Annotated in this window: 18 protein-coding genes and 1 pseudogene; 9 read left to right on the forward strand and 10 right to left on the reverse strand. The window is 66.3% G+C overall.

The genetic code is table 11. The annotated features are described in order from the left end of the window. Window positions 1-172 precede the first annotated feature (172 nt). On the reverse strand, window positions 173-1408 hold the full coding sequence (locus J7W19_RS17215) for a DNA-binding transcriptional response regulator (RefSeq protein ID WP_004939595.1): 1236 nt from the start codon (window positions 1406-1408) through the stop codon (window positions 173-175). Continuing rightward, window positions 1405-3645 carry a sensor histidine kinase gene (locus J7W19_RS17220; protein WP_004939599.1) on the reverse strand — a complete coding sequence of 747 codons (2241 nt, stop codon included), beginning with the start codon at window positions 3643-3645 and terminating at the stop codon, window positions 1405-1407. The genes J7W19_RS17215 and J7W19_RS17220 overlap by 4 nt, the downstream gene beginning before the upstream one ends. Before the next feature lie 421 nt (window positions 3646-4066). On the opposite strand from J7W19_RS17220, the gene dcm reads away from it, so the two are divergent. After that, window positions 4067-6034 carry a DNA (cytosine-5-)-methyltransferase gene (dcm, locus tag J7W19_RS17225; protein WP_004939602.1) on the forward strand — a complete coding sequence of 656 codons (1968 nt, stop codon included), beginning with the start codon at window positions 4067-4069 and terminating at the stop codon, window positions 6032-6034. On the opposite strand, the gene J7W19_RS17230 is transcribed toward dcm, so the two are convergent. Further along, window positions 5973-6527 carry a very short patch repair endonuclease gene (locus J7W19_RS17230; RefSeq protein WP_308437798.1) on the reverse strand — a complete coding sequence of 185 codons (555 nt, stop codon included), beginning with the start codon at window positions 6525-6527 and terminating at the stop codon, window positions 5973-5975. The genes dcm and J7W19_RS17230 overlap by 62 nt on opposite strands. Here J7W19_RS17230 and J7W19_RS17235 point away from each other — a divergent pair. Then, on the forward strand, window positions 6526-6714 hold the full coding sequence (locus J7W19_RS17235) for an AbrB/MazE/SpoVT family DNA-binding domain-containing protein (protein WP_004939606.1): 189 nt from the start codon (window positions 6526-6528) through the stop codon (window positions 6712-6714). The genes J7W19_RS17230 and J7W19_RS17235 overlap by 2 nt on opposite strands. Window positions 6715-6742: 28 nt before the next feature. On the opposite strand, the gene J7W19_RS17240 is transcribed toward J7W19_RS17235, so the two are convergent. The 4 genes from J7W19_RS17240 to J7W19_RS17255 all read right to left on the reverse strand — a co-directional run bounded on the left by J7W19_RS17240 (window position 6743) and on the right by J7W19_RS17255 (window position 14062). Then, complete coding sequence (locus tag J7W19_RS17240) at window positions 6743-8752, reverse strand: AIPR family protein (protein WP_004939607.1); 2010 nt, start codon at window positions 8750-8752, stop codon at window positions 6743-6745. Further along, window positions 8745-9755 (reverse strand): PD-(D/E)XK motif protein, encoded by a 1011-nt coding sequence (locus J7W19_RS17245; RefSeq protein WP_004939610.1) that lies wholly within the window; start codon window positions 9753-9755, stop codon window positions 8745-8747. The genes J7W19_RS17240 and J7W19_RS17245 overlap by 8 nt, the downstream gene beginning before the upstream one ends. Beyond that, on the reverse strand, window positions 9752-12523 hold the full coding sequence (locus J7W19_RS17250) for a Z1 domain-containing protein (protein ID WP_040887765.1): 2772 nt from the start codon (window positions 12521-12523) through the stop codon (window positions 9752-9754). Before J7W19_RS17250 ends, J7W19_RS17245 begins: the two co-directional genes overlap by 4 nt. Before the next feature lie 63 nt (window positions 12524-12586). After that, the gene (locus tag J7W19_RS17255) at window positions 12587-14062 is read right to left on the reverse strand and encodes an ATP-binding protein (RefSeq protein ID WP_004939615.1); all 1476 of its coding nucleotides are present in this window, start codon (window positions 14060-14062) and stop codon (window positions 12587-12589) included. Between the two features lie 498 nt (window positions 14063-14560). Here J7W19_RS17255 and J7W19_RS17260 point away from each other — a divergent pair, with 498 nt between their 5' ends. Continuing rightward, window positions 14561-15211 (forward strand): hypothetical protein, encoded by a 651-nt coding sequence (locus J7W19_RS17260; protein ID WP_158688727.1) that lies wholly within the window; start codon window positions 14561-14563, stop codon window positions 15209-15211. Between the two features lie 10 nt (window positions 15212-15221). On the opposite strand, the gene J7W19_RS17265 is transcribed toward J7W19_RS17260, so the two are convergent. Further along, window positions 15222-16403, reverse strand: a complete 1182-nt coding sequence (locus J7W19_RS17265; RefSeq protein ID WP_040887771.1) for a serine hydrolase domain-containing protein — start codon at window positions 16401-16403, stop codon at window positions 15222-15224. A 72-nt stretch (window positions 16404-16475) separates the two neighbouring features. After that, entirely contained in the window at window positions 16476-17819 is a 1344-nt protein-coding gene (locus J7W19_RS17270; protein WP_004939624.1) for a hypothetical protein, read from the reverse strand. 253 nt (window positions 17820-18072) lie between these two features. On the opposite strand from J7W19_RS17270, the gene J7W19_RS33000 reads away from it, so the two are divergent. The 4 genes from J7W19_RS33000 (at window position 18073) to J7W19_RS17295 (ending at window position 21271) form a co-directional block, all read left to right on the forward strand. Beyond that, complete coding sequence (locus J7W19_RS33000) at window positions 18073-18894, forward strand: ATP-binding protein (RefSeq protein WP_004939625.1); 822 nt, start codon at window positions 18073-18075, stop codon at window positions 18892-18894. Window positions 18895-19026: 132 nt separating this feature from the next. After that, on the forward strand, window positions 19027-19194 hold the full coding sequence (locus J7W19_RS17285) for a hypothetical protein (RefSeq protein ID WP_004939628.1): 168 nt from the start codon (window positions 19027-19029) through the stop codon (window positions 19192-19194). Window positions 19195-19283: 89 nt separating this feature from the next. Beyond that, window positions 19284-20480, forward strand: coding sequence for a JmjC domain-containing protein (locus tag J7W19_RS17290; protein WP_004939630.1), 1197 nt, complete (start codon window positions 19284-19286; stop codon window positions 20478-20480). Further along, window positions 20414-21271, forward strand: coding sequence for an aldo/keto reductase (locus tag J7W19_RS17295; RefSeq protein WP_004939632.1), 858 nt, complete (start codon window positions 20414-20416; stop codon window positions 21269-21271). The genes J7W19_RS17290 and J7W19_RS17295 overlap by 67 nt, the downstream gene beginning before the upstream one ends. Here the strand turns inward: J7W19_RS17295 and J7W19_RS17300 are convergent. Further along, on the reverse strand, window positions 21259-22116 hold the full coding sequence (locus J7W19_RS17300) for a hypothetical protein (RefSeq protein ID WP_040887777.1): 858 nt from the start codon (window positions 22114-22116) through the stop codon (window positions 21259-21261). The genes J7W19_RS17295 and J7W19_RS17300 overlap by 13 nt on opposite strands. A gap of 133 nt (window positions 22117-22249) precedes the next feature. Between J7W19_RS17300 and J7W19_RS17305 the strand changes: the two are divergent. Continuing rightward, a pseudogene (locus J7W19_RS17305) lies at window positions 22250-22810 on the forward strand (Mu transposase domain-containing protein); the annotation flags it as partial. Beyond that, the gene (gene istB / locus J7W19_RS17310; RefSeq protein ID WP_004939643.1) at window positions 22810-23601 is read left to right on the forward strand and encodes an IS21-like element helper ATPase IstB; all 792 of its coding nucleotides are present in this window, start codon (window positions 22810-22812) and stop codon (window positions 23599-23601) included. The pseudogene J7W19_RS17305 and the gene istB, both read left to right, overlap by 1 nt. The last annotated feature ends 132 nt before the right edge of the window (window positions 23602-23733 follow it).

Genomic DNA, 23733 nt, shown 5'->3' on the forward strand with positions numbered 1-23733 from the left:
AGGGGTTCGGGGAGCAGGTCGGCTCCCAGATGGCTCCCCGGGCGTGGTGCCCACCGGCTGCGTGTAGGTCTATGCCAAGGCATCCCTGTGTCGACCACAACGAGGGCCAAGGCTTCCGCGCCCGGCGTACCCTCCGCTGGTGATCGCGCACGCTGTCCGAATGCCTGGAAGCTCAGTCCTTCACAATCTCGCCGTTCGCTGATGACGTTGAAGCCTGCGTCGGCACGTGCCTGGCCTTCGGCTTCTCGAGTTCCAACCGCACTTTCACGTCCTCGAAGCTGAGGTCCGGGGTTCCGATACGCCCCACCGAGCGGCTGTAGGCGATGAGCATCGCCTCTGAGAACGGGCTGTCGAGGGTTGCGACACGTCGCCAGGTTCGTGCCTCGGCGAGCGGGACCGATACCACGTTCTCGAAGTCGACCAAGAGGTCGGGGATGTCGAGGTAGCCAGGAAGAGCGCGGTACCGGTTCTGCTTGTCCCCGAAGACCTGTTTGGCCTGGTCCTTGTGGCTGTTGCTCTTCGAGCTGGCCAGCCATGTGGCGATCGCTGGCGACTCCGACTCCTCGCCGTCCTCGGTGAAGATGCGGTCAGCCTTGGCCAGGCGAACGTACTGTGCCTTGGCCTTACGAGGTCTCGCCACGTTGGCGTCCGGGTGGTCCTCATACAGGTCGCAAGCAGGGGTGAGGACGATCCACCAATCGCCCTCGGGGCTGACCACGAGGTCCGTGGCGGTGAGGTGATGGGTCACGAACGGCTTCAAGTAGACCCGCGCAGCGGAGGGTTGACCAGCAGTGGCGACCGCCTCGCCGTCCCCGGCGTATCCCAGTTCGCTGGGGCCGTTCTCCCGGAGCTCGGCCGCGAGGCGGTTGACGATGATCGGGGTGATCTCATGGGGATCAGCGCCCGCCATCTCGTGCCAGTGCGGGGCCACGACGTCACGGAGGAAAACGCGGACCTTGCGTTCGACGAGATCGGAGATACGGCGTCTCAACTCCGACACTCCCGAGAGCAACCCGTCCCGGACTGCGGGAGCGACCTCGTCCCAGGCGTTCTTGGTCACCACACGGATGAGGGGAGGCTTCTCCAGGTCACGCACCTGCTGGGGGACAGCTGTGAAGAAGACCACGGGCAGCCACCGAGCGCCGGCGATGGCGTCGTACAGTTCGTGTCCGCGTCCTTCGACGGCAGCGGAGGGTATGCCATCGGCGGCGTCGCGGACGTCGAGGATGACCAGGTCGAAGTCCTCGTCAATCAACCGCTGCTCGGCTGCGGAGAAGTCCTGCTCGGACTCGAAGTGGATCTCCCCGAGGTCTGTGAGCTCCTCGGACAGCACTTCGCGAAGGTCCGCGATCATCTGGGCGTCGTCATCGACTATGAGCACCCGATACGCAACGTCGGTCGACGTCACCCAACTCTCCTTCGCAGTCGTGCCCGGAAACTCGCACCCGAGAGGGTGCCGGGGCTCACCAGCCCCAATTCGCCGTCGTAGAAGTCCTTCACGACGCTGCCTGCGATGCTGAGACCGAGGCCGACGCCATCCGGCTTTTCACTGAAGTAGGTATCGAAGATCAGGTCCTTGATCTTCTCGCGCACCCCAGGGCCGTTGTCGCTGACCGTGATGTCGACCACGTCCAGTTCGCCCTCGTGATTGCGCTCCGTCTCGATCAGGATCTCGCGGGGAGTGCCCTTGGGCATTGTGGAGAGCCAGTACACGGCGTTGCTCACGAGGTTGACCACAAGGGTCCTGATGTCACCCGGCTCGGCGGTGACGATCACGTCCTCCCCGCTGATCTGTACATCTACACCGTGCTTGGTGATCTCCGACTCCAGCACGTCAACGGCTTCGGAAATGCTCTGGTGTAGAGAGAGCCGGCGGGGCCGTCCACGCTTCCGTCCGCTGAGGGGCTCGATGCGAGTGAAGAGCCGGTCGAGAGCCCTTTCTTGTGCGGTGAAGTCCGTCCGCAGCTTGTCCAGCGCAGCTGACAACTCCACATCGTGTGTTTCGACCTTTGTGGTGATCTTGCCGAGACGACGAAGGCCCACGCCGATGCGGGAAAGGGCGGTACGTCCGTCGTGGAGGACGACGTCGACCAGGGTGCCCAGCGTCGCGAGGCGGGAGAACTGGGCGATGACCTCCTGTACCTTGCGTACGCCTTCGTTGATCGTCTCCGTGGCATCCTCGATGGCGCGACTGAGGATGATGTCCTCTGGGTGCCGCTCGGCAGCCACCTGTCGCAGCGGGTCCAGGTTGAAGTTCTGGAAGAGCCCGTGGCCCCTGCCTTCGGACGGCCCGGCAAGGAGCGGGGCTTCCGTCGGAGCAGTGGGTTCCCGACGCAGCCGATAGCGTTGCGTCTCCAACCTGGCAATCGCCTGGAGTATGACTGCCTTCAGTTCCTCGTACTCAGGGGTGTCGATCAGTCCTTCGCGGTGCGAGCGGTCCAGGAGGCCGGGGTTGTCATCGGCCGAGATGTAGACGAATCCCGCCACTTGCCGGTTGGAGAGACGCAGCGTCGGGTTGTTGATGCGTCGCTGGTCGAAACCAAGCCAGTCGAACCCGGGTTCCCCGAACGGCTGCACACGGAACCCGTCCCGGTACAGGGCCACACCGCTGTTGTTCCGGATGAGTTCCCGTACGTCGTTGGTGTTCCTCGCGCTGGTGTCGAGTGCCAGGAGCGGCTTGATGGCCGACGACTCAAGGTCCCAGACTCGGAAGTCCAGTTTCAGAGGGCCACATGAGGGCCTCTTCGAGTCCTTCCGGAGGTTGTCCTGGACGACCTCCACCGGTTCTTCGTCGCCGGCGTAAATGGCCAGGCTCGCGTCCCCGTCGGCATCCACGGCGCCGACGAGGCGATAGCGGGGATGGGCCAGTGTCTCACTCGCAGAAACGAACCCGCTGTGGTGGCGGAGCGGCCCCTCCGGAGTGTCGATGTAGATCGAGAACTCAGGCTGGTCCGGCACAGAGAGCTCGGCGGGAGGCGGCGGGGGGAGGAGCCTGGACAGGGAACGCTTGAGGGCCTCGATCTCGTTCGTGCCCCAAGCCGTGCGAAGCCTCTCGAGTCGGACCACGGTGCCATGCGCCGTGCCGACGGCTGTAGCAGGCGCTGACTGAAATTCCCGGAGGACCTCGGAAAAGGTCTGCGCTGCTATGCCTCCGTCTACGAAGATGCTCGGAGTGGTCGTGGACAGGGAGACCGGAACTTCATCCAGGTACGCGTCACCATCCGTGAAGTCCCCCCAGTCGATGCGAAGGGTGACCTCCTGCTCATCGACCCGCCGAGTCGTGATTGTGGCGGTATGGCCAAGTCGAGCCGAGGCGAACCGGCCGATGCCCTTGGCGCCCAGCACGCGACGCCCACCTGACTCACTGCGTGGGTTCCGGTGCCTGTGCGGGGTGGCGATCTCCATCCACGTGCCGCGCACTGTGGCCGGCGACATGCCGTGCCCGTTGTCCCAGACCTCGATCGAGCCCTCACCCTCTTCGAGGGGAGGGTTGAAGCGGATCAGGACGAGGCTGGCGTCCGCGTCGTAGGCGTTCTTCACCAGCTCGGTGAGGGCGACGCGTTCGTTGCTGATCAGTTCTTCGCCGAGCGTGCTCATGAGCCTGGCCCGCGGCCGGAGATACGCCTTCGCGTTCTCGGAGTCCACCCATGCCCCCGCTCGTCAACTGTCAGCCATGTTCTGCAGTGTGTGGCGGGCAAGATTCTACTAACTACCCATCAGCGAGCTAGGTGGGCGGCTCTCGTAAGTGGCCGAAACCGTGCACAGGTTCAGGCCGACTCGAACGTGTCTTCAGCCCCGCCGGATCGTTGACTAGCTTGTCCGGCCAATCCGGGCCCCGGGAGCGACGCTGTCACTGCTGTCCTCTACGATTGCCTCTGGTAACGCACCAGAACGTCGGTTCGAAGCCGAGGACTGGGGGGCCGCGCGGACTCGCGCCGGTACCCGGCAGAGCGCAGCATCGGTCTCACGGGATTTCCGGAGGTCAGCGTGGTGGAATCCTTGCCTCCACCAGCGCGTCTGTGATCTCCTGGTGCTCGTTGTTCTCGCTGGTGTGGAGGTGCGTGCTGTGCAGGAGTCGCACTATGGCGTACCCCTGGAACGGAGCGACTATCTCAAGCTCCCGCGGCACCGGCACAGCTGCAGGCCCGAGCGGTTCGCAAAGTGGCTCGAAGGGTACGGCAAGGGGCGTCGCCTCGCCGTGGACCTCTTCTCCGGAGCAGGCGGTCTGAGTCTTGGGCTTCAGCGAGCTGGCTGGACCACTGCAGCCGCTGTCGACTTCGACGAGCGTGCCCTTGAGACCCATGCGGCCAACTTCCCCGGCATGAGTCTGCACATGGACCTGGGGAACCCAGCCGAGCGTGACAGGCTCGAGGAGCTGCTGGAGCCGGCGAAGGGGGAGATCGATCTGGTGGCGGGGGGCCCGCCGTGCCAGCCGTTCAGCAGGGCTGGGCGGAGCAAGATCCGCCACCTCGTAGAGCACCATGGCCGCGACCCTCACGACCTCCGTAAAGAGCTGTGGAGCGCGTACCTGGACGTCATAAAGAGGATCAGGCCGCGCGCCGTCCTCATGGAGAACGTCCCGGACATGGGCCTCGGCGACGACTTCTTCGTGGTCCGCGTGATCGAGCAGCAGCTCGAGGAGCTCGGCTACGCAACCCAGGTACGCCTTGTCGACGCATGGCGCTACGGAGTACCCCAGCACCGGAAGCGGCTCATCCTTCTGGCCAGGAACGACATCGAGAGGTTCGAGTGGCAGCAGGAGGTCGCCGAGGACGAACGCACCACCCTGCGCCACGCCATTGGTGACCTCCCTCCCCTCACCGTGGTGCCCACGGAGCGTGTCGGCGAGCGTGAGATGGCCTACGGCACCCCCTCCGAAGATCTGTCCGACTTTGCCAGGGAGATGCGCAAGCGCGCGAAGCGTGAGGTCGTCTTCGACCACATGACCCGGAGGGTCAGGCCGGACGACTGGGTGATCTTCGACAGCATGGACTCCGACACCCTGTACTCGGACATCGACCCGGAGCTCCAGCGGTACAGCGCCGAGCACTTCACCGACAAGTACAAGAAGCTTGACTGGGACGACCTGAGCAGGTCGATCACCGCCCACATCGCCAAGGACGGCTACTGGTACATCCATCCGGACCAGAACCGCACCCTGACCGTTCGGGAGGCGGCACGGGTACAGACCTTCCCGGACCGGTTCAGGTTCGCTGGGACGCGTAGTGACGCCTTCCGGCAGATCGGCAACGCGGTGCCACCCCTCCTGGGCAAGGCCGCCGCGGAAGTGCTGTTGCCTGTCGAGGGGTGCCAGGCCGGGGAAGGCGGACTCCAGCCCCGCTGGCGCACGGCCCGCGAGGACCTGACTGCCTGGGCGGAACGGCAGCGCAACGGGGAGAACTGGTACCAGTTGCCCAAGCTGTCGTCAGTGCACGCGGCGGTCGTGGCGGTGTTGGCGGGAACCCGGGTGCAGCCTGGTCAGATGCACGAGATGCTCGAGACGATCCGGGAGCACGCGACTCTGACCAAGTCTGCTCTGCGCACTCTCCTTGAATCAGCCCCCACGGCAGCCGTTCGGGCGCGGCTCGACAGGCTGACCGCCGTGGCCGGCAAGTCAAGTGTCTGGTCCGAGGACGAGGAGAAGCAGAAGGAGCTGCCCAAGCGCCTGGGGATGAAGCCAGCCGAGGGCGCGCTCTACCGGCTGCTGATCGATGACGACCTTCTGTGGGTGGGACAGAGTGCGCTGCGCGTCGCTGCCCGGCTGCACGACAGCGACTCTGACCGCACCAACCGGCTCAGTGACGGCCGGGTGCACTTGGTGAAGCTCGTCGGTGCAGGAGAAAAGGCCCCCCTGCGCATGGCTGCGCTACGACTCATCGGAAGCACCCTGTGCAACGCGAAGAATCCTCTCTGTGACCAGTGTCCTCTCAGTAGCTACTGCGCGGGCAGGGAAAGTGCTGCGGGTGACCTGGTCACGGATGCTCTGAGTGGGACGCACGGTCGGCAGCCTGTTCCTGCCCAGTCACGCGAGTAGGAGCCGGACACCGCTCGGCAACCATGAGTGCTGCCGCCGCTGGACTGGCCTTGACCTCGCACTCCCAGACCCGGAGCACGGTCCATCCGGCGGCCTCCGCTGCTTCCGTGTTGCGTCTGTCTCGGGCCCTGTTGGTCTCGATCTTGTCCGTCCAACGCTCGGCGTTCGGTCCGCGGAACACCTTGGGGCCGTGCTTCGGGCAGCCGTGCCAGAAGCAGCCGTCAACAAAGACGGCCACGTGGTATCTGGGAAGCACGAAGTCGGCCGTGCACCTGGGAGCCACCCTCTGGTGAAGGCGGAACCTGAGGCCCAGCCGGTGCACCGCCTTCCTGAGGGCTACCTCCGGCCTGGTGTCCCTCACGCGCCGGCCGCGAAGGTGCTCACCCTCCGGAGTGGCGACCCACCCACGGTCCGGCGTCAGCCCTCCTCCACTCATGACCACATTCCCAGTCTGTAGACGTCCTCGACTCGGAGGGTGCCACACTCTTCCCATGCTCCGGGAACCAGCCGAACTCCATGTCGATGATCAGGGTCGGGTCGAGCTGCCGCTCGGCCTGCTGGCGGAGGCCGGCATCGCACCGGGCTCCGATCTCGTCGCCTTCAGTGACGGTGACGGACGGATTGTCCTGAGGCGGGCCGAGGACGCTGTCAGGGACCTGGTCGAGAAGGGCATGCTCTGACCGAGGACTCAGGATCTGCGTGGTCCCATCACTGAGCAGGAGTGAACCCCAGGCGCAGAGCCTCGCTACGCGCGTGAAGGGCCTGGAGTGCTTGTGTCTCGGGCACCTCTTGGCCGTTCTCCATCCGTCTCCCGACGGACTGGGCCAGCTGCCTCTGCCAGGGTTCGAGGTTGTGCGTCTCCTTGGCCCACCGCTCCAGTGCGTACCACTCGCCGGTTGGCACAACCAGGAGTTCCTCGACCGCCCCCTCGGCGTCCGGGCTGCCGCCGGCCAGTGCTGCTTCGTCCAGGGGCAGGTCCAGGAGCTCGGCCGCCAAGGCATCGGGGACCGTCCAGCGCACTCGTGAAACGGCGTCCCAACACCCCGCCTTCTTGGCCCACTCGCCCACGTGGTTGCCCTCCAGCGGGCTCGTCACCGCCTCCATGACGCGGGGGCACAGATCGTCCACCGCGGCTTCCAGGGCGGCGGAGATCCCCTGCTCACGCCAGATCCGGTCAAGGTCGATCCGCTGCTCGGTGGCCAGGGACAGTCTCGCCATGGTGTACGTCGTCACAAGGCTCTTGTGACTGCCCGCCCCATGGCCGGCGGCAACCTGGTCCACGGCCTTGAACAGGATCGCCATTGCGATCACCCGCTGGCAGTACTGGATGTCGACACGCGGTGGCGCCTCGTCGATACGCAGCATGAACTCGACAAAGTTCTTTTGTGCGCCCCGACTCACCAGGTGGGGCAGCTGGATCCACGAGTGGACGAACTTCGCCAGATCGGCCTTGGTGAACCTCTTCTTCGTCGGATTGATCCTCTTGAACTGGCGTTGCCGGGCAGGCGTACGGGCTTTGGCAAGCTCGTCCGTGTACTGGCCGCGTGCCCGCTCGTAGAACCAGTGCGTCTCCTGACCACTGCCGTCGGCCGCGGGAGCCCAGAGGGAACGGGTGATCCGCTGGATCGCCACGTGATACTCGTGGTTCGAGCTGAAGTCGACCTGCGTCACCCGGTTCTGCGTGTTCGAGTACTCCGAGATCTTGGGAACAATCTCGGTGAGACGCTCGGGCGAGACCTCCGTCAACTTCATCTGGACCCGGACCTGGGACAAGTCGGCCTTGTCCCGTGACCGGGCATAGTGGAGTGACGCCGTGGTCTGCCCGCCGTTGACGATCTGGAGGCCGTGTACGCGGGAGATGTGGGTCGGCTCTCCGTCCGGGCCCGTCACGAAGTCGACCTGGGAGGCCGTTGCCGTGATCCCGTTGTTGTAGGCCAGGAAGCGGCCGGGCGCGTGCAACAGGGTCTCCCGGATGCCTCGGTTCACGGAACCACGGGCCTGCAGGAACGAACGCACATTGAGTTCGAGAAGCCGTGTCCCGTGCTCCGCGTACAGCTCCGCCAGCAACTCTCCGGGTATCACAGCGAGCACGACGGAATGGTCCCGCTCCGAACTCGGAGCGGAAACGCAGGGCAGCGGAGGCGTGAAGGGAACCACGATGGGCTCGCTGAGCGATCCCGACGTCTCGTGACGGTGCAGCCGCGCCAGGTCCCACACCTCGTGGACGACCGGGAGGCCGTCGAAGTGGGTGGGCGGGACCTCCACGGTCGTGGCGACACGGTTGCTGAGGAGGAAGAGCCTGATCCTCTGCACCTCGGTCAGGGCCTTCTCGACCGCCTCGCACATGTCGTACACGTCGAAGGACTCGTCAATATGTTGCTGCAGGCCCTCCTGGCAACGACGCGCGAAGGTCAACAGCCGTTTGAACGAGGTGTCGGCCTGGGCCTTGGTGAGTTTCGTCTCCAGCGGTGCTAGGTGGAAGTCGGTGAGGAAGAGGTCCAAGGACTCACCCGCCTCTCCAATGCCGTACGCATGGACCTCGTGACCGTGGGCCTTGTGGTACGCGCTGAAGGTGTTGGAGACGACGCCGGCCTTCTCCAGGTCGAACAGGACCCTGTGTGTGAACGCCTCCGGAGTTGTCGTTCCCTCGGCGTCCGCGGTCGCCTGAACGTCAGCGACGAGGCTCCGGGAGTACTCGGCCAGGTCCTGCTCACTCATGGGCTCCCCCGATCAACATGCTCACATCGTCGACTGACGCCAGGTAGCTGTCCAACCCCGAGACGGTCACGTGGTAGGTGCAGTCGCTGACGCCCTCGGGAAGGTCCGACTCGACAAGCCTGGGAAAGCCATCCCGAACGTGCCAGAAGCGCAGGTCACGAACGGTGTAACGAGGTTCGTCATAGAGATCGTGATGCCCGGGCAGGTAACCTGCCTGGATCAGCAGGCCGTCGAATCGGGCCCTGGCAGCAGCGCTGGCAAGGTGCCCCCGGACGCTCTCCACACGACGGTTAAGGCTCTCGCCGGACCCACCCCGTCGTTCGTCGAGCACCATCATGCACAGCAGCAGGTGCGGGACACCGGTGTCGTCCAGCTGTCGCTCACTCGCTATGCGGACGCTGCGGGGGTGTTTCGCGGCACTGGCCTTGACCTCGATCGCGACCCCAGGGAGCTGGAAGTCTTGGTTGGCGCCTGTCGGTCCCGTCCAGGACTCCACAGCCTCGATCTCGGACAGGGTGCTCAGGAGGTGGTCACCAAGCACCAGAAGTTCCCCGTAGAGTCCCCTCCGCGCCTCCGCTCCCAGCCCGTCCGTGCCAACCGTGCGCAGGAGATCCTGCCAGCGCTCGAACCTGCTCACGGTGGCTGTCAGAGCGTCGGCAGCGGCCGGCGCTGAACGCGCGGTGTCGGCCACGTCGGTCACGAGTGGGTTGAACACTTCCCGGAGGTCGTTCGCCGTGAGGACCAACTGGAGTTCGTACTCGAGACGGGACACCGCACTCAGCTGCATCTCGATGCCGGCCGCCCGGGGCAGTCGCCCAACCGAACGCACGATGTGGTCTGCCGAGCGGGCGTCGGCCCTGAGTACCAGCATGCGCTGTCCCCCCGGATGGGCGACGGAGAGGAACACGTCCAGCGGGGAGTCCGGATGCAACCGACGGCTGGAGCGTCCTGGCGAGTCGTGAGGGCGCTCAAGCTCGTGCCAGTCCTCCTCGGTGACCGTCACGCCTCGTCCTCCTCGTCGAGGGCGTAGATGTCCTCCTGCAGGTAGATGCTGTTCGCCACGTACTCGGTCTTCGACTGGTTACGGGAGTAGGGAAAGCTCACCTGGAAGCCCACCAGCGGCAGCTCCGGGGAGTCGTCCTCGGGTCCTGGTACTTCGATGGGATAGATGAGTAGCAGCGCTTGGTCGGGACGTCGCTGACGACGGAGGTACGGACCCGACGGGTGCTTCGGGACCGAGGTCTTCTCCTTCTGCTTCGCTGCTTTCCCAGCGGCCTCCCGTGCCGCCTCAAGCTGTGCTTCGTTGAGGTCGAGGCCCTCGTCGCGCGGGCTGAGCACACGACGGATCGTGTACCGCCCCTCTGTTCTGAACTCCGGGTTGAGCGGGGCACGCGTAACTGGTCCGACCGAGTGCCCGGCGACGTCCACGGGAGTGGCCGCCGACTTGCCTACCAGGCAGACGGTCCAGTTACCCAGCTCACCCACCTTGGCACACTGTTCGATGTACTTTGCGATGAGTCGGGGACGGACCCTCTGGGCCATGCGGTCGGTCTCGTAGGAGGCCACGAACTCGGAGACCACTTCCGGCGGTACCCCCCGCCACATCACCGTGCCGCCGCTGACAGCTGTTTCGGGTTCCGTGATGCCGTCGAGGTGCCGCACCAGGTCCTCGAGCGACTTGAAGTTACGCTTCACAGCTCGGTCGGCAAGGTTGAAGATCACCGTCTCCGGCCCCTCGCCGGAGTAACTGAGCAGGATCCTCTCACTCTGCCTCATCTTGTTCGCCGCAGTGACCATGAGCCCCAGCGACGACGAGCGGACCTTCAGACCGAACTGCCGGGGTGTAAGACCGAGCGTGGCCATCTCCTCGACCTCGCGGCGCAGTTCGTCGGTCGCAGCCGTGACCTCCACGTAGGCGTCCTCGACGGCAGGCGTGGTGTACAGCCTGCACAGGTCCTCGTACCCGGGTCGGTACCCGAACCACCTGCCCATCTGGAGCAGCGTGTCGTACGTGTTGGCCCAGCGCAGGTAGTAACTGACCGTGAGCCCTGAAAGCGTGAGGCCCCGGGACAGCTTCTGGCCGCCGATGGCGATGACAGAGAGGCCGTCCTTGCGGTTGTCGTAGTAGTCGAGAGCGTCCCGGGAAGTGCCGTTCACCGCCTTGACCTGGATCTTCCTGATCGCGTCCAGAAGCTCCGTCGACACCTGCTCCCAGGTCAGAGGTTCAGCCTCGTCAGCCGGGAAGTGCGCGGTGGTGGTAACGAAGTCGCGCTCCCAGAGTTCCTGGAACTCCGCAAGAAGTTTCGGCCCTTTCCCGTACCGGTCACGCAGCGAGTCCACAAGGAAGTGCAGGTGGTCCTCCACCTGTTCGCGAACAAGGCTCTGCACAGCCGTGAACCGGGTCACGTGCACCAACATGGAGTTGTGCACCCTTACCTGGCCCCTGGCCCGGCGAGCCGCGCACGAGAGCACGAACGACGCAACAGCCTCACGTAGAGACCGAGGGAGATCCCCACGGGGCCTGTCGCCGGCCTTGTGCCGGCTCGGCAACCAGCTGTCGGAGTCGTTCACGTGACGCACCAGCGGCAACGGATGCACGTCCTCCTCATCCTCGTCATCCACCTGGAGTCCGAACACCCGCTCCGGGCCGAGATAGTTCGAGGGCGAGGGGAGGCTGCGGATGAAGCTCTCCGGGAAGAGATCTCCGCCCACCTCGTCGTGGTCTGCATCGGGGTCGATGTAGATGTTGGCGAACGGGGTGGCCGTGTACCCGACGTACGCCACCCTGTCGAAACTGTTGATGAGGTCTCGGATCGCCCTGTTTGTCCTGGTGGGGTCGTCGTCAGGATCGCGGACCGTGTTGATCGACGCGTTGTCGGCCTCGTCGTCGATGACCAGGAGCGGAACGTCGCGCACGATCTTGCGGCCGTTCTCGCCCTCGGTGCCCTGCACGTCGGTCACCCACCTGCGCAGGTACTCGAGAATCTTCCAGTGCTTCTTGACGACGAGCACGACAGGAAAGCTGCCGAGCGGAAAGTTGATCGTGGCTGCGGCCTGGCGTCCGAAGTCCCCCTTCTCGGAGCTGTTCGTCGGAGACGCGATGTCGAGCTTCTTGCCCTGCAGCGGCATGAGTCCAGCACCGATGGTGCGGGAGTCCCCGTTCTCGTTGGAGCGCATCTGGTGCTGGGTGTCGAAGCCCAGCAGGCCCTCGTCTATGCGCAGTTGCGTCTGGCTCCGGAGGTCGTTGTGGATGCCGGCGAGAACAACGACGAGCTTGTAGCCCGCGTCAACCGCCTTGGAAGCGAGTCCGATGTACTGTCCAGTCTTGCCTGACTGCACCTGGCCGATCACGAGCCCCTTGCGGCGCCAGGGGCCAGGCCGCCGCGGATCCTCCAGTTGGCTCAAGACCTCGTCCGAGGTCTGGTCCAGCCGTCGCACGACCGAAAGCGGCAGGTCCTCGACATCCTCGAGGAACCAGCGGTATCGCTCCCAGAAATCCCAGGAACGGTTGTTCTTCGCCTCAGGCAGCCAGGGCTCGTGCCCCTTGGGGTCAACAAGTCCCAGGGAACGCTCCTGGAACACCGTGATCATGGCCTCGATCTCCTTGGCCAGCTGGTCCCGGTCCAGAGTTTCCCCCTGTGCGGCCAGCATGCCGAAGATCGCGTTGACCGCGATCTGCACCTCGTCCGGGCTGGGCTGCCGGTCCTGTGGCAGGAAGCTGCGTACCAACCGCATTGCCTTTGCGAGGGGTTCGTCGGGGGTGGAGCTCACGGGGAACCTCCAACTGGTCTGAGACGGTATGGAGCAGAGTATGTGGGACCACCGACAACAGGCTCAGGTACTCCAGAACCCCTGTAGCTGGTCGAAGGGAGACATGGTGCGCAGCCGTTCGCGCGCTGCAGCAGGCGAACGGCCACCCGAGACAAGGGACTCGTAGATGCGCTGTGCGACCTCGGTCGCAGTCTCGTCAGCGGGACCCGCCCCGCCGAAGGGATCGGGATCGTCGCTGGTGTCGGTCTCGTGCATCACACGGAGTGTGGCGACGGGTACCGTCTCCTCCAGGAGACGGATCAGAGCACGGACGTCAGCGGGGTTCGCGCCTCCCTGCCTCAGCGTGGCCTGGACCAGCGGATGACTGCGGTTGATCCGGCAGGTGAGCCGGCCGTCCGCACGACGTACGTTCCAGACGTACACCAGGGGATCGCCGTGTGTACGTGCGGCGACCTGGCCGCGGTGTCGCAGCACCTCTGCGGCCCTCGTGCGGGCCTGACGTGCGATGCGATGAAGGTGGGGTCGTAGGCTGACAGGCGGGACGACGCTGGACTTTCGCACGTCTACTCCCCACTCGGCATCTGATCCAGCCGGGATGTCGACAGAGATGCGAGCGAGGTTGTACTTCTCCTCGCGACGCATCCCGCGCTGCCCCAACCAGTCCCCCGCAAGAATCAGACGGTTGCGCCGGTACACGTAGAAGCCCTGCTGATCAAGCCATCCCTGCGGTCCTGCCGCTTGGCTGAACTCATCAGGGGTCAGGCGGTGGGCGCTCGGGAGGACGAACGCTTCGACCCTCACTGATCCGTTACCCAGGGGAAGTTCCTCGGCAGGCAGCCGCTGGACCGAGGGATGAGCAGTCATGAAGGGGTCCCAGGGCTGTACGGCGGTTCCTGAAACCCTTAGAGCGCGTCGCCGGGTTCCCACGAGGAACCGTGCGAAGACCATGCCGAGATGCGCCTCGGTGCGTGTCGCCTCGGCGTAGAACTGCTTCTGGGTACGCTCGTCGTCCTCGGTGACAGCGGCGGTGTGATAGCCGTTGAGCCGACGCCACAGCACCACCGTGCCATGGCCGCCGCAAGGCCGGACTCTCTGGAGAATGGCGGCGGTGTCCTGGTCGGCCCCGTGGAGCAACCGCCACTCGCCGTACTTCTCGACCACGTCGAGGTCCCACGTGCGCGTGTGCCACTGGCCGTCGCAGGCTGTCGCCACGGTGAGCTGTCTCGCCTGCGAGAACGACGCGGACTTCAGACCGACCCCGAACCGCCCCAGATCAGTGGGCGAGCGAGGCGTTGCCGGTCCTCGCGCCGCCACGGTCATGGCCGTGACGAGTTCCTCCTGGCTCATGCCGTCGCCATCGTCCACGACCGCGATCCAGGAGTCGCTTCCCGCCCAGGCGAACTCGACGTCGATGTTCTGTGCCTTCGCGGAGATGCTGTTGTCGACGAGATCGGCAATCGCTGCCGGCAGCGAGTAGCCCAGCGAGCTCAGCGAGGCGACCATCCCGGCGGGCTCGGGAGCGGCGATGTCGTACGTCATGTGTGGTCCCAGTCCCACTTCTCCCCGGGACCCTTGGTCGGTGCACAGCTGTCCCGGAGAGCCAGAGGCACCAGGCGGACAGAGACCGCAACTGGAACACGCCTGCCAGGCCGGTCACGCAGGGCTCCCCCACCCGCCGCTAATGGTACTGGCACGGAGGAACAGGACCTCCGTATGTCCGCAGCCAGGAGCAGTCGTTGTGCTGCAGCTTGGGAGCGGCATGGTGCAGGCGCCCCGAGGCTGGCTTCGCGTCCGCTTCAGCTACTCCCGCGTCCCGGCCATCGCTCGGAAGTACCAGAGCGCGTTCGGGCTGTGTTTCTAGACCCGCGCCTCGGCGGTCCGCCGGATACCTGTGCCATGGGGCGGCCAGACCGGAACGAGACGAGAGCGGCGATGGCAATCGTCAGCGCAGCCAGGCGTGCAAGCGACTGATGTGAATGGGCCAAGGGCAGGGTTACGGTGGGGTAGTAGGTCGCTGACAACTACTTGGAGCCGCCCGTGATTCCGGTCGTGGACATAGAGGTTGATCCCAGCTTTCCTGCCAATGTGGCGTTAGGTCTGCCACCTGAGGACGAGATTGATGAAGAGGGATACGGGTTCTTTCGGGGAGTGTGGGACATCGGCGATGTGAGCCACGAGGAAGCCGTCGCCATGGTCAAGGAGGAGCGACACCTCTCCAACCTGGGCGACCGTGCCGCGCTGACCCACGTTGACTTCGAGGCAATCGCGAACGCGTTGGAGTCAAACGACCCGGACAGCCTGCCAGCAGGCTTTGTCGCCGAGCATCCCGAGAGTGAGATCGTCGAACTCGTCGGGGACGGCTATACCGCCGAACCACTTCTCGGCTCCCTTGAACTCGGCGTGGCGGGCCTCTCGTATGCCCTTACATCGATTGGCTGCTTCACTGCAGCAAGCTGCCGGAGCCACCTGTCCGATCAGTCATGGTCTCCGCGGCCGGTTGTCTACTTCGCAGCGGAGCGCCCGACCGTCCACTGGCTGACACCGTTGGTCCGCGACACAGGATGCGGTTTCGGCGACGGCAGTAGCCACGGACGGTTGTTGATCGTGGAAGCGCCGTCGATCACGAACTTCATGGACTTGGCCAGCCACATACTGAGGCAGGTGGAGCGGCAGTCCCCGCGTGCGTAGTTTGCACTATTTACGCGAGAGCCCCCAGGGACTTCTGAACCGCGTTAACCAGTGACACTGCACGGGTATCGTCACCGCCTGCAATGACGCGGTTCATCGCGTAGGCAAAAGCAACGCCGTGCTCCGGATCGGCGAAGGCGAGCGAGCCTCCTCGGCCGGTGTGACCGAAGGAGCTTGGCCCGATCATCGGGTTGCTCTCGGTTGGCAACATGTATCCGGTGCTGAAGCGGCTAGGGATCAGCATGACCTGGTCCTTCCCGCTCGCCTGCTCCTCGGTCGCTGACGCCAGGGCGTCCAGGGAGAGCAGGCGCACGCCGTCCACCTCGCCGATCAGCGCGGCGTACATGCGGGCAAGCGCCCGTGCGGTGCCGATGCCGTTGGAGGCCGGGAGCTCCGCAGCCTGCACCTCTGGCGAGTCGAAGTCGATCTCGTGCGGGTCGGTGACGGCGTACGCCCTGTTGCTGAATGAGTTCGGGTCCCGCCAAGCGGCGACCTGCTCGCGGAGTTCCTCGGGGACCGACTCGGTGGGCAGGGCAGTGAGGTCGACGTCCGGCCGCTGGTACACCATGCGGCTGACTCGATCGCGCTCGCCGGCGGGCAGGCCGATGAAGAAGTCCAAGCCCAGTGGGGCCGCGATCTCGTCGGCGAAGAAGCGGCCCGGTGACCGGCCGGACACCCGTCGGATCACCTCGCCGACCAGCCAGCCCCAGGTCCGCCCGTGGTAGCCGTGCGCTGTGCCCGGAGTCCAGAGGGGGCGTTGAGCGGCCAGTGCCGCCACCATCGGGTGCCAGGCCAGTGCCTCCTTCAACGGCACCGGCTGATCCAACGCGACCAGCCCGGCCTGGTGGGCCAGGAGCCAGCGCACCGGGATGTCAGCCTTGCCGTTCGCGGCGAACTCCGGCCAGTACTTCGAGACGGGCGCGTCCAGGTCGAGCTCTCCGCGCTCGACCAGCATGTGCGCCATGGTCGCCGTCGAGCCTTTGGTTGCTGAGTAGACCAGCTGCAGCGTGTCCCGCGTCCAAGGGCGACCGGTTTCGGCGTCGGCCACGCCACCCCACAGGTCCACCACTGGTCGGCCGTTCCGGTACACACACACCGCCGCGCCGAGGTCTCCGTGCCGGGTGAAGTTCTCCATGAACGCCGCCCGCACTGGCTCGAACCCGGGTGCCACCTCACCGTAGATCGTCGTCATGTCGGCCATCCTGGCAGTCTTGCAGCCCTCTTCACCGAGATCGGCTCGTCCGCGGTGGTCAGGCGGTTGACATCAAACGGCGACGGACAGTTCCTGCAGGCGCTCCCGGAACTCGCGGACGGAGGGAACGGACTTGTGCGGCTCCAGCCGTATGGAGAACTCCTTGAGGCGGTTCAGGGCCCTAATGGAGCTGACGCTGTCCTTCAGGAGTTCGGCGCCGTAGTTCGCGGCGTCCAACGCACCTTCCAGGTCGCCGCCGGCGAGCCGCGCCTCAGCCAGACGGCTTGACCGTACCGCCTTGTCTCGGGGGGCGGCTCTCGTCACGGAAGTCTCCAGCAAACTGGTCGCGCGTTCCACCTGCCCCGAGCGCAACAAAACCTTTCCCTCGGTCGACCGCAGTTGTGCCTCGCCGAACCAATCGAGCCAGTCGGGGTTGTCGTCCGTCACGTGGCGCTCCCACAGGGAGGTGGCACGGTTGAGGGCCGTTCCTGCCTCGCGGTGGTCGCCGTCGCGTGAGAGGGCCTCTGCCTTGTGCAGGTAGAGAAAGGACTGGGTGCAGGGTGATAGAGAGCGTGGCGCGTTGTCGATGGCGGTCGAGATGAGGTCGACACGCTCGGGGGTGCGCCCCGCCTCGGAGACGTGCACCCCCATCTCCGCGAGGATGAAAGCGCCGAAGGCGTCGTCGTCGGCGGTGCGGGCGCTGCGCAGGGCACCGACGTAATAGCGCTGGCCTGCGGACCGTAGGCCAGCGTCGTAGGCCATCCATCCGGTCAGGTGTGACACGCGGGCCGCCAGCGCGTACAGCAGGAGCCTGACTTTGTCCGTGTAGCGGCCACCGCCGAGGAGGCCGGTGACCAGAGCCAGGTCGCCTCGGGCCTGTTCCAGTAGTCGAGCACCCCCAAGCTGGTCGTCGAGCGTACGGAGAGTGCTGATGCGCTGCTCGATCGTCGAGACCATCGTGTCCGTGACCCGGTCGCCGTTGAGCGCCGCGGCCATGGCGGAGGGCGCGTCCACCCAGCTCGCCGCGAGACCGGTCAGGGCGGCTCCTGTGATGGTGAGGAAGCCTCTATGGTCCATCCGTCCACTCCCCACCAGATCGGACAATGCCTCGACGGTACCGGCCTCGGTCCAGGGAGCGGTGAGTCCGGTCACCTCCCAGACAGGGAGCCAGCGGGGCCATCCCTCCGCACGCGCCTGCTCGTACGGGACGCCCAGCAGGTCGGCGAGGACGCGCTGGGCGTCCGCGTCCGGCTCCTGGCCCTGTGCCCACTTCCATACAGTCGTCCGGTTGGTCGCGAGCGGGATCCCGAGCTTCCTCCCGTGGTCTTGCATGAGCCGGGCGAACTCGGCCTTGCCCCATCCACGCGTCTGGAGGAGGAAGGCCAGCGGGTGGACTGCTAACGGCTCGGTAGGCACGTCATCACTCCTGTCGTCCGCTCAAGACGTAGTTGGAAGGCTACTTTGCGTGTCCGAGTACGGGGAGGGCGTCCCCAGGAGAAACCCCCTAGAAACGTTCCGGTGGGCCCGGGTAGCGCCGTTGACTGAGTATCAGCCGCCGGCGAGCGAGTTCAGTTGAACGCTCGCGGAGCGGTTCCTCAGATCGGCGGCTCCATTCCTGTGCCCCCCGTCGGGGATGGAGCCGCTCTCCAGCTCTTCGGAGGCGTCCGCCATGCCCACGCTCGTCCATCGGTTCGTCCTCGCGGGTATCGAATCCGAGGTGTCCCCGGCTCGGCGCCAGATCGTCGACAAGGTACGCGCATGGGGTGTGCCGTTGGGCGAGGAGACTGCCGACGCCATCCGACTCGTCGCCTCGGAGCTCATCACCAACGCCGTGGTCCACGGGGCAGGGCCGATCACCGTCACCCTGTTCAACCGGCCCGGTCGCTTGGTGATCGATGTCCTGGATGGCGACCCGTCGGTTCCGCGGACCGGGTGTGCCCAAGCGGACGACGAGAACGGGCGCGGCCTGGAGCTGGTCCGGCTACTCGCGGCGCACTGTACCTGGGAGCCCGCCGGCCCCGGTAAGGGTATGGGCCGAGATGGCGCTGCCCATGGTGGCGGAGGCGAGCACTGGTGCCGGTCCGCGCGGCTTATTCGCGATGTGGGCCAAGCGCCGGGTCGGAGCCAAGCCCGAGTCGCTGGCTTTGGCAGTCGCGTGACGGGGAGGCACGCGGCACGAGTGGCCCGGTCTCCGGACCGAGATGTGGTCTTCCGCCCCACCCGGCGCGACATCGACCCCGTCACCGGGGAGCCGACGGCCTATGCGCTGTGGGACCGGCATGAGTGGCAGGCGCATGGCGAGTGCTGGCTGTGGTGTGGCCGTGACGACGTCGGGGTGATGTGGATCGGGCCCGTCCGGTCGAGCGGCATGCACGCGGCTCTCTTCGCGTGCCGCGCGTGCCTGTACGAACTGGACCAGCGCGTCCTGGAGGCGAACATGCGCCAGGACGCGGCCGTCCTGCCTATGAGTGGCCGTTCCGCGTGGCCGTAGACGCAGAGCCGCAGCTCACCGTGCCGCCCAATGACCGCCGCCTCACGGAAATCCATCTCTCCCACGGCCGTGAGGCGGCCATGACCTCCCGCCGGGACCCCGGCGGGAGACCCGAAAAGGAAGGAGCACGAGGTGGAAGAGCGCACGGCACCGCCTCCGGCCCGTAGCGGCCTGCTGATGGCGGTCGAGGAGCTGACCGCCGTCCACGACCGGTACGACAGCCTCCGGTCCGACAACGCCGGAAGCTCCGGCGACGCGCCGTGGCCGGGCGGCGACGGCAACCTGCACGACAGCGAGTAGGCACGCACCAAGCGGCTGGGGTCGGCACGACTGCTCGTGTCGGCCCCGCCGTGTCGGCATCAGGTGACCACCCTCTTGGAGGCACAGCGATGGAACATCAGTTGATCAGTGCGATCGAGACGGCACTCGGGTGGAGCGGAGCCGAGGAGCTGGGCAAGGGCTTCGCGCGGGGCGGTCTGGACGACCCCGCGCTCCTCTCCCGCCTCCTGACGCCCAACCGGCTGCTCGACATCGCCATGCGCAGGAGCCTGAACCGCCCGCAGTTCCGGTGCTTCCAGAAGGGTGTGGAGGTGCACCCGGCCGTCTACTACACCGACAGCGTCAGCCCTCGGGGCCAGAGCATCCCCATGGTCAACATGCGAAGCCTCGGAAACCTCCTGCGAGAAGGCGTGACGCTCATCCTCGACCAGGCCAACGTCTTCGACCCGACGATGGAGGTCGCGTGCCGGGCGTTGCAGTGGTGGTCCCATGAGCGCGTGCAGGTCAACGCGTACCTGACGACGAACGACGCCGCCGGCTTCCCCCTGCACTGGGACGACCACGACGTCTTGATCGTGCAGCTCGCGGGCGAGAAGGAGTGGGAGGTGCGCGCGGCTTCCCGCAAGGTCCCCATGTACCGGGACTCCGACCCCAACAACACCCCGAGCGACGAGATCATCTGGTCCGGCGTGATGCGGACCGGCGACGTCATGCACATCCCCCGAGGCCACTGGCACCAGGCGAGCAGGACCGGCAGCGGCTCGGGGAAGAGCCTCCACGTCACGTTCGGCATCACCAAACGCACCGGCGCAAGCTGGCTCACCTGGCTTGCCGACTGGAGCCGCGAGCACGAGATCTTCAGGCACGATCTGGACCGCTGGCACGGCCCCGACAGCGCGGCTCTGACCGAGGCCGCCACGGCACTGCTCGGCGAGCGCTCCCCGGCCGACTACCTGACCGCGTACGAGCAGGAGACAACCCTGCCCAGGCATGTGCCGTTCCTCGACATCCTCGGGCCGCTCGACGCCGTCGTGTGCACCACCCACTTCCCTCCCCGGATCCAGGAGAGCGGAGAGACCGTCGATGTTCTGGCCTCGGGGAAGAAGCTGACCCTCGCGGCCAAGGCCCTGCCGGCGCTGCGTCTGCTCCTGAGCGGTAGGCCGGTCGTGCTGGAACAGGCCGCGGCCGTCGTCGGGGCCGAGGTGGCAGAGGTCGCCGAGATCCTGGTGGAGGAGGAGCTGTGCGCGGTACTGACCCCCGAGTTGTCCTCGGGCTACACCGGTCTCGTCACGAACGCCGGCTCCTGACCGCAGCGCTGGATCTGGGCGTCACCACGCTCGACACCAGCACCAACTACCTCGGCTTCCGCTCGCACCAGGTCCTGGGTCGGACAGCCGGTGATCTGCTGCCGAAGTTCACGGTCTCCACGAAGGTCGGCTACTTCCCGGCGGCCGACGGGGCGGAGCACTCCCTGGATCCCACGCGGCTGATCTCAGCCGTGGAAAAGGCGGCCAAGGACCTCGGGCGGGAGCCGGACGTAGTGTTCCTGCACAACCCGGAACACTCACTACGGAAAGCCGGCCCGCAGCACAGGGATCTGCTTGCAGCGGCATGCGCCGTCCTGGATGACGCCGAAGAGAAGGGGCTGTGCGGCGCCTGGGGGGTCGCGTCGTGGGATCCGTCCCCGCTGCTGAGTCTGGTTGACGTGACCGTGCCGAGGCCATCAATTCTCATGGTGCGCGCCGGTTTGCTGGTCGGCGCCAGGACGCTGAACGCGGCGGACACCCTCATCGATGCGTGGGGTCTGGGTGGTGGCGAGGTCTGGGGGATGAGCCCCTTTGGGGGCAGCACGAGTGCCTCGGTGTGGGACAGGCTGGACCCGCGCCTTTTCCTCCAGGACGGCGGCCGGCTCTCCCGCATTCAGGCAGCGTTCAGAGCTGCCTACCACCTCCCGCGGGTCGACTCCATCGCCGTGGGCACCGACGAGCCGACCCACCTGGGGGAACTCGTCGTAGCCCTGGCAGGCCAGGTGGAGGAGCGGACCGTCCAGGAGTATCGGAAGCTCCTCCGTGACCGCTCGCGTGATCAGTCCGCCTGAAGCTCCTCGATGACCTGCTGGGCCATGCGCTGTGCGGGCTCCAACCGAGGATCCTCAGGGTGCGCGTGAGGTCCGAGGATCTTCGAGGAGACGAACAGTGTCATCAGCTTGCCGTCCCGTCTCTCGAAGTCCCGACGACGCTCCTGCCGTACACGATCGGCCAGAGACGGGACGGCAAGCGAGCTCCCCCACAGGGAGGCGGAGTCCAGCCCCTGCGGGGCGTTCCCCCAGTCCTCCCAGTCGAACAGACTGAACACCGGGGCCGTGACGTTGGCCCAGTTCAGGTCGGCGTGGGCAGGCACCCAACGCTGGACGGTCGTGTCGAAACCGCCGGGAAAGACGGCTCGGATGGCCTCGGTGACCGACGCTTGGGTGATGGTTTCGGTGTCGGGTGTGGCGACCCGCCTCGTTTGGTGTGCTGCCAGCGCGTCCAGAGAGGCGTTCAATCCGTCCCACCACTCGTCGGAAAGTTCGGGGGCCTCACTCAGAACGGCGTTTCCGACCGGAGCGGCCGGCAGGAGGTCAGTCTCGTCGGCCCGCCACAGCACCGGTTCGTTGGCGTCCCGCCAGACCACGCATCCCTGCCATGCCGGCTGGGCGACGCCATCCAAGCGGGCGGCGCACTCCGCGCCGTTCCATCCTTGATCGGTGATCCTGGCGAGCGGGCGTCGCTCGATGCGGACCCAGGTCTCGCGGTTTGTCCGTGCTCCTACGGACCGGCGCTTGCGCACCACCTTATCTGGTAGGAAACGCACATGCAGAGACCGCGCTACGCGATCCAGAATCTCGTCAACCGGCTGTACGCGTAGGTCAACAGCCTGACTCGTGGCGACCGAGAGCGTCATACACGCGACCGTAGCAGCGGGGCAGCGAGAGGTAGCCCAACACGAGAAACCAGCGGCTACGTTTGGTGCTTAGGGTCGGGTTCATGACCGCAGGGGAGCGCGTTGTCGTTGTCGGGGCTGGGGTGTCGCGAACGACGCGACGATCTCGGTGGACTCGGTGCGGTATTCGGTCCCGCACCAGCTGGCCGGCGAGACGGTCTGGGCCCGCTTCCACGGCGACGAACTCGTCGTCACCGCGGTGACGACGGATGGCGCGGTCGAGGCCGCCCGCCATCACCGGTCCACCCCGGGCAACCCGTCGATCAAAGACGAGCACTACCCGCCCCGCGAGGACAAGGAAGGCGACCGCACCCCGAAGGCCACCAGCTCGGAGGAAGCCGCGTTTCTCGCTCTCGGTCCCGGGGCGGCGTCCTGGCTGACCGAGGCCGCGGCCGCGGGAGCGAGGAGGATGCGGCCGAAGATGGCCGAAGCCGTCCAGCTCGCCAAGCTCCACGGCATCGCGGAGGTCGACCGGGTGCTCGGGACGGCGGCGATCGCCGGCCGGTTCGCCGAGAACGACCTCATCTCGATTCTTGACCACCACATCGGACGCACGGTCGCCGAGCCGACCCGGGCGTCGGAGGACCACAGCCTCCAGCCGGGCACGTCCGCCTGGTCCCGCTTCGGCGTCGCCCCTGAAAGAGACGAACACTGATGGCCACCCCTCTTCGCACCGTCTCGGGTTCCCACGGCGACCCGCTCGCCGAGGCCATCGAACTGACCAGGCGCCTCAAACTCCCGCACATCCGCCGGGCGTTGACCGACCTGATCCCCACCGCCAAGGCCCAACGCTGGGACCCTGCCGAGGTGGTCCGTGTCCTGCTGGCCGAGGAAGCGGCCGGCCGGGATGCCGCGAACCTGCGGACCCGCCGCAAGAGGGCCGGGTTCCCCGCCGGGAAGACCTTCGGCGACTGGGACGAAACCGCGTCCTCCATATCCCGGCAGGTCCAGGACTCGCTGAAGACCCTGGAATGGATCTCCCGCAAGGAGAACCTCTGCGTCTGCGGGCCCTCGGGCACCGGGAAGAGCCACTTCACCGAGGCTCTCGGCCAGGCCGCGGTCGAGGCCGGGATGACGGTCGCCTGGTTCGCGGTCGAAGACCTCGGAGCCCTGGTCCGCCGGCACCGCGTTGACGACTCGCTCGCCCGGGCGATGACCCGGCTGATCCGCTCGGACCTCATCATCGTCGACGACATCGGCCTGCTGCCCGTCTCCGCGGACGCCGCCGAAGGCTTCTTCCGCCTGGTCGATGCCGCCTACGAACGACGTGCGATGGCCGTGAGTTCGAATCTTCATCCATCTGGATTCGACGAGATCATGCCCAAGACCCTCGCCACTGCGACCGTCGACCGGCTCCTCCACCACGCTCACGTCGTCGTGACGCAGGGTGACAGCTTCCGGCTCACCGAGGCCACCTCCGGAAAGGGGGTCAGGCCGATGAACTGACCCACGGCCCAAGAAGGATCACGCGGACCCAGTGGGGAAAACCCGTGTCCGCGGGGAGTTCTCGTGTCCGCCAGTGCGTGGGTCACCAAGTCCGCCACCGGGGCAGTCGCCCTGACCGTTGACAGCCGGGCC

The sequence above is a fragment of the Streptomyces mobaraensis NBRC 13819 = DSM 40847 genome (genome assembly GCF_017916255.1).
GTDB lineage: Bacteria > Actinomycetota > Actinomycetes > Streptomycetales > Streptomycetaceae > Streptomyces > Streptomyces mobaraensis.

Bases quoted from the DNA above. Each gene is read 5' to 3' on its own strand.
- J7W19_RS17235 (WP_004939606.1), top strand. From the start codon at position 6,526: ATGCTCCGGGAACCAGCCGAACTCCATGTCGATGATCAGGGTCGGGTC.
- J7W19_RS17230 (WP_308437798.1), bottom strand. From the start codon at position 6,527: ATGGGAAGAGTGTGGCACCCTCCGAGTCGAGGACGTCTACAGACTGGG.
- J7W19_RS17240 (WP_004939607.1), bottom strand. From the start codon at position 8,752: ATGAGTGAGCAGGACCTGGCCGAGTACTCCCGGAGCCTCGTCGCTGAC.
- J7W19_RS17255 (WP_004939615.1), bottom strand. From the start codon at position 14,062: ATGACGTACGACATCGCCGCTCCCGAGCCCGCCGGGATGGTCGCCTCG.
- J7W19_RS17265 (WP_040887771.1), bottom strand. From the start codon at position 16,403: ATGACGACGATCTACGGTGAGGTGGCACCCGGGTTCGAGCCAGTGCGG.
- J7W19_RS33000 (WP_004939625.1), top strand. From the start codon at position 18,073: ATGCCCACGCTCGTCCATCGGTTCGTCCTCGCGGGTATCGAATCCGAG.
- J7W19_RS17290 (WP_004939630.1), top strand. From the start codon at position 19,284: ATGGAACATCAGTTGATCAGTGCGATCGAGACGGCACTCGGGTGGAGC.
- J7W19_RS17300 (WP_040887777.1), bottom strand. From the start codon at position 22,116: ATGACGCTCTCGGTCGCCACGAGTCAGGCTGTTGACCTACGCGTACAG.
- istB (WP_004939643.1), top strand. From the start codon at position 22,810: ATGGCCACCCCTCTTCGCACCGTCTCGGGTTCCCACGGCGACCCGCTC.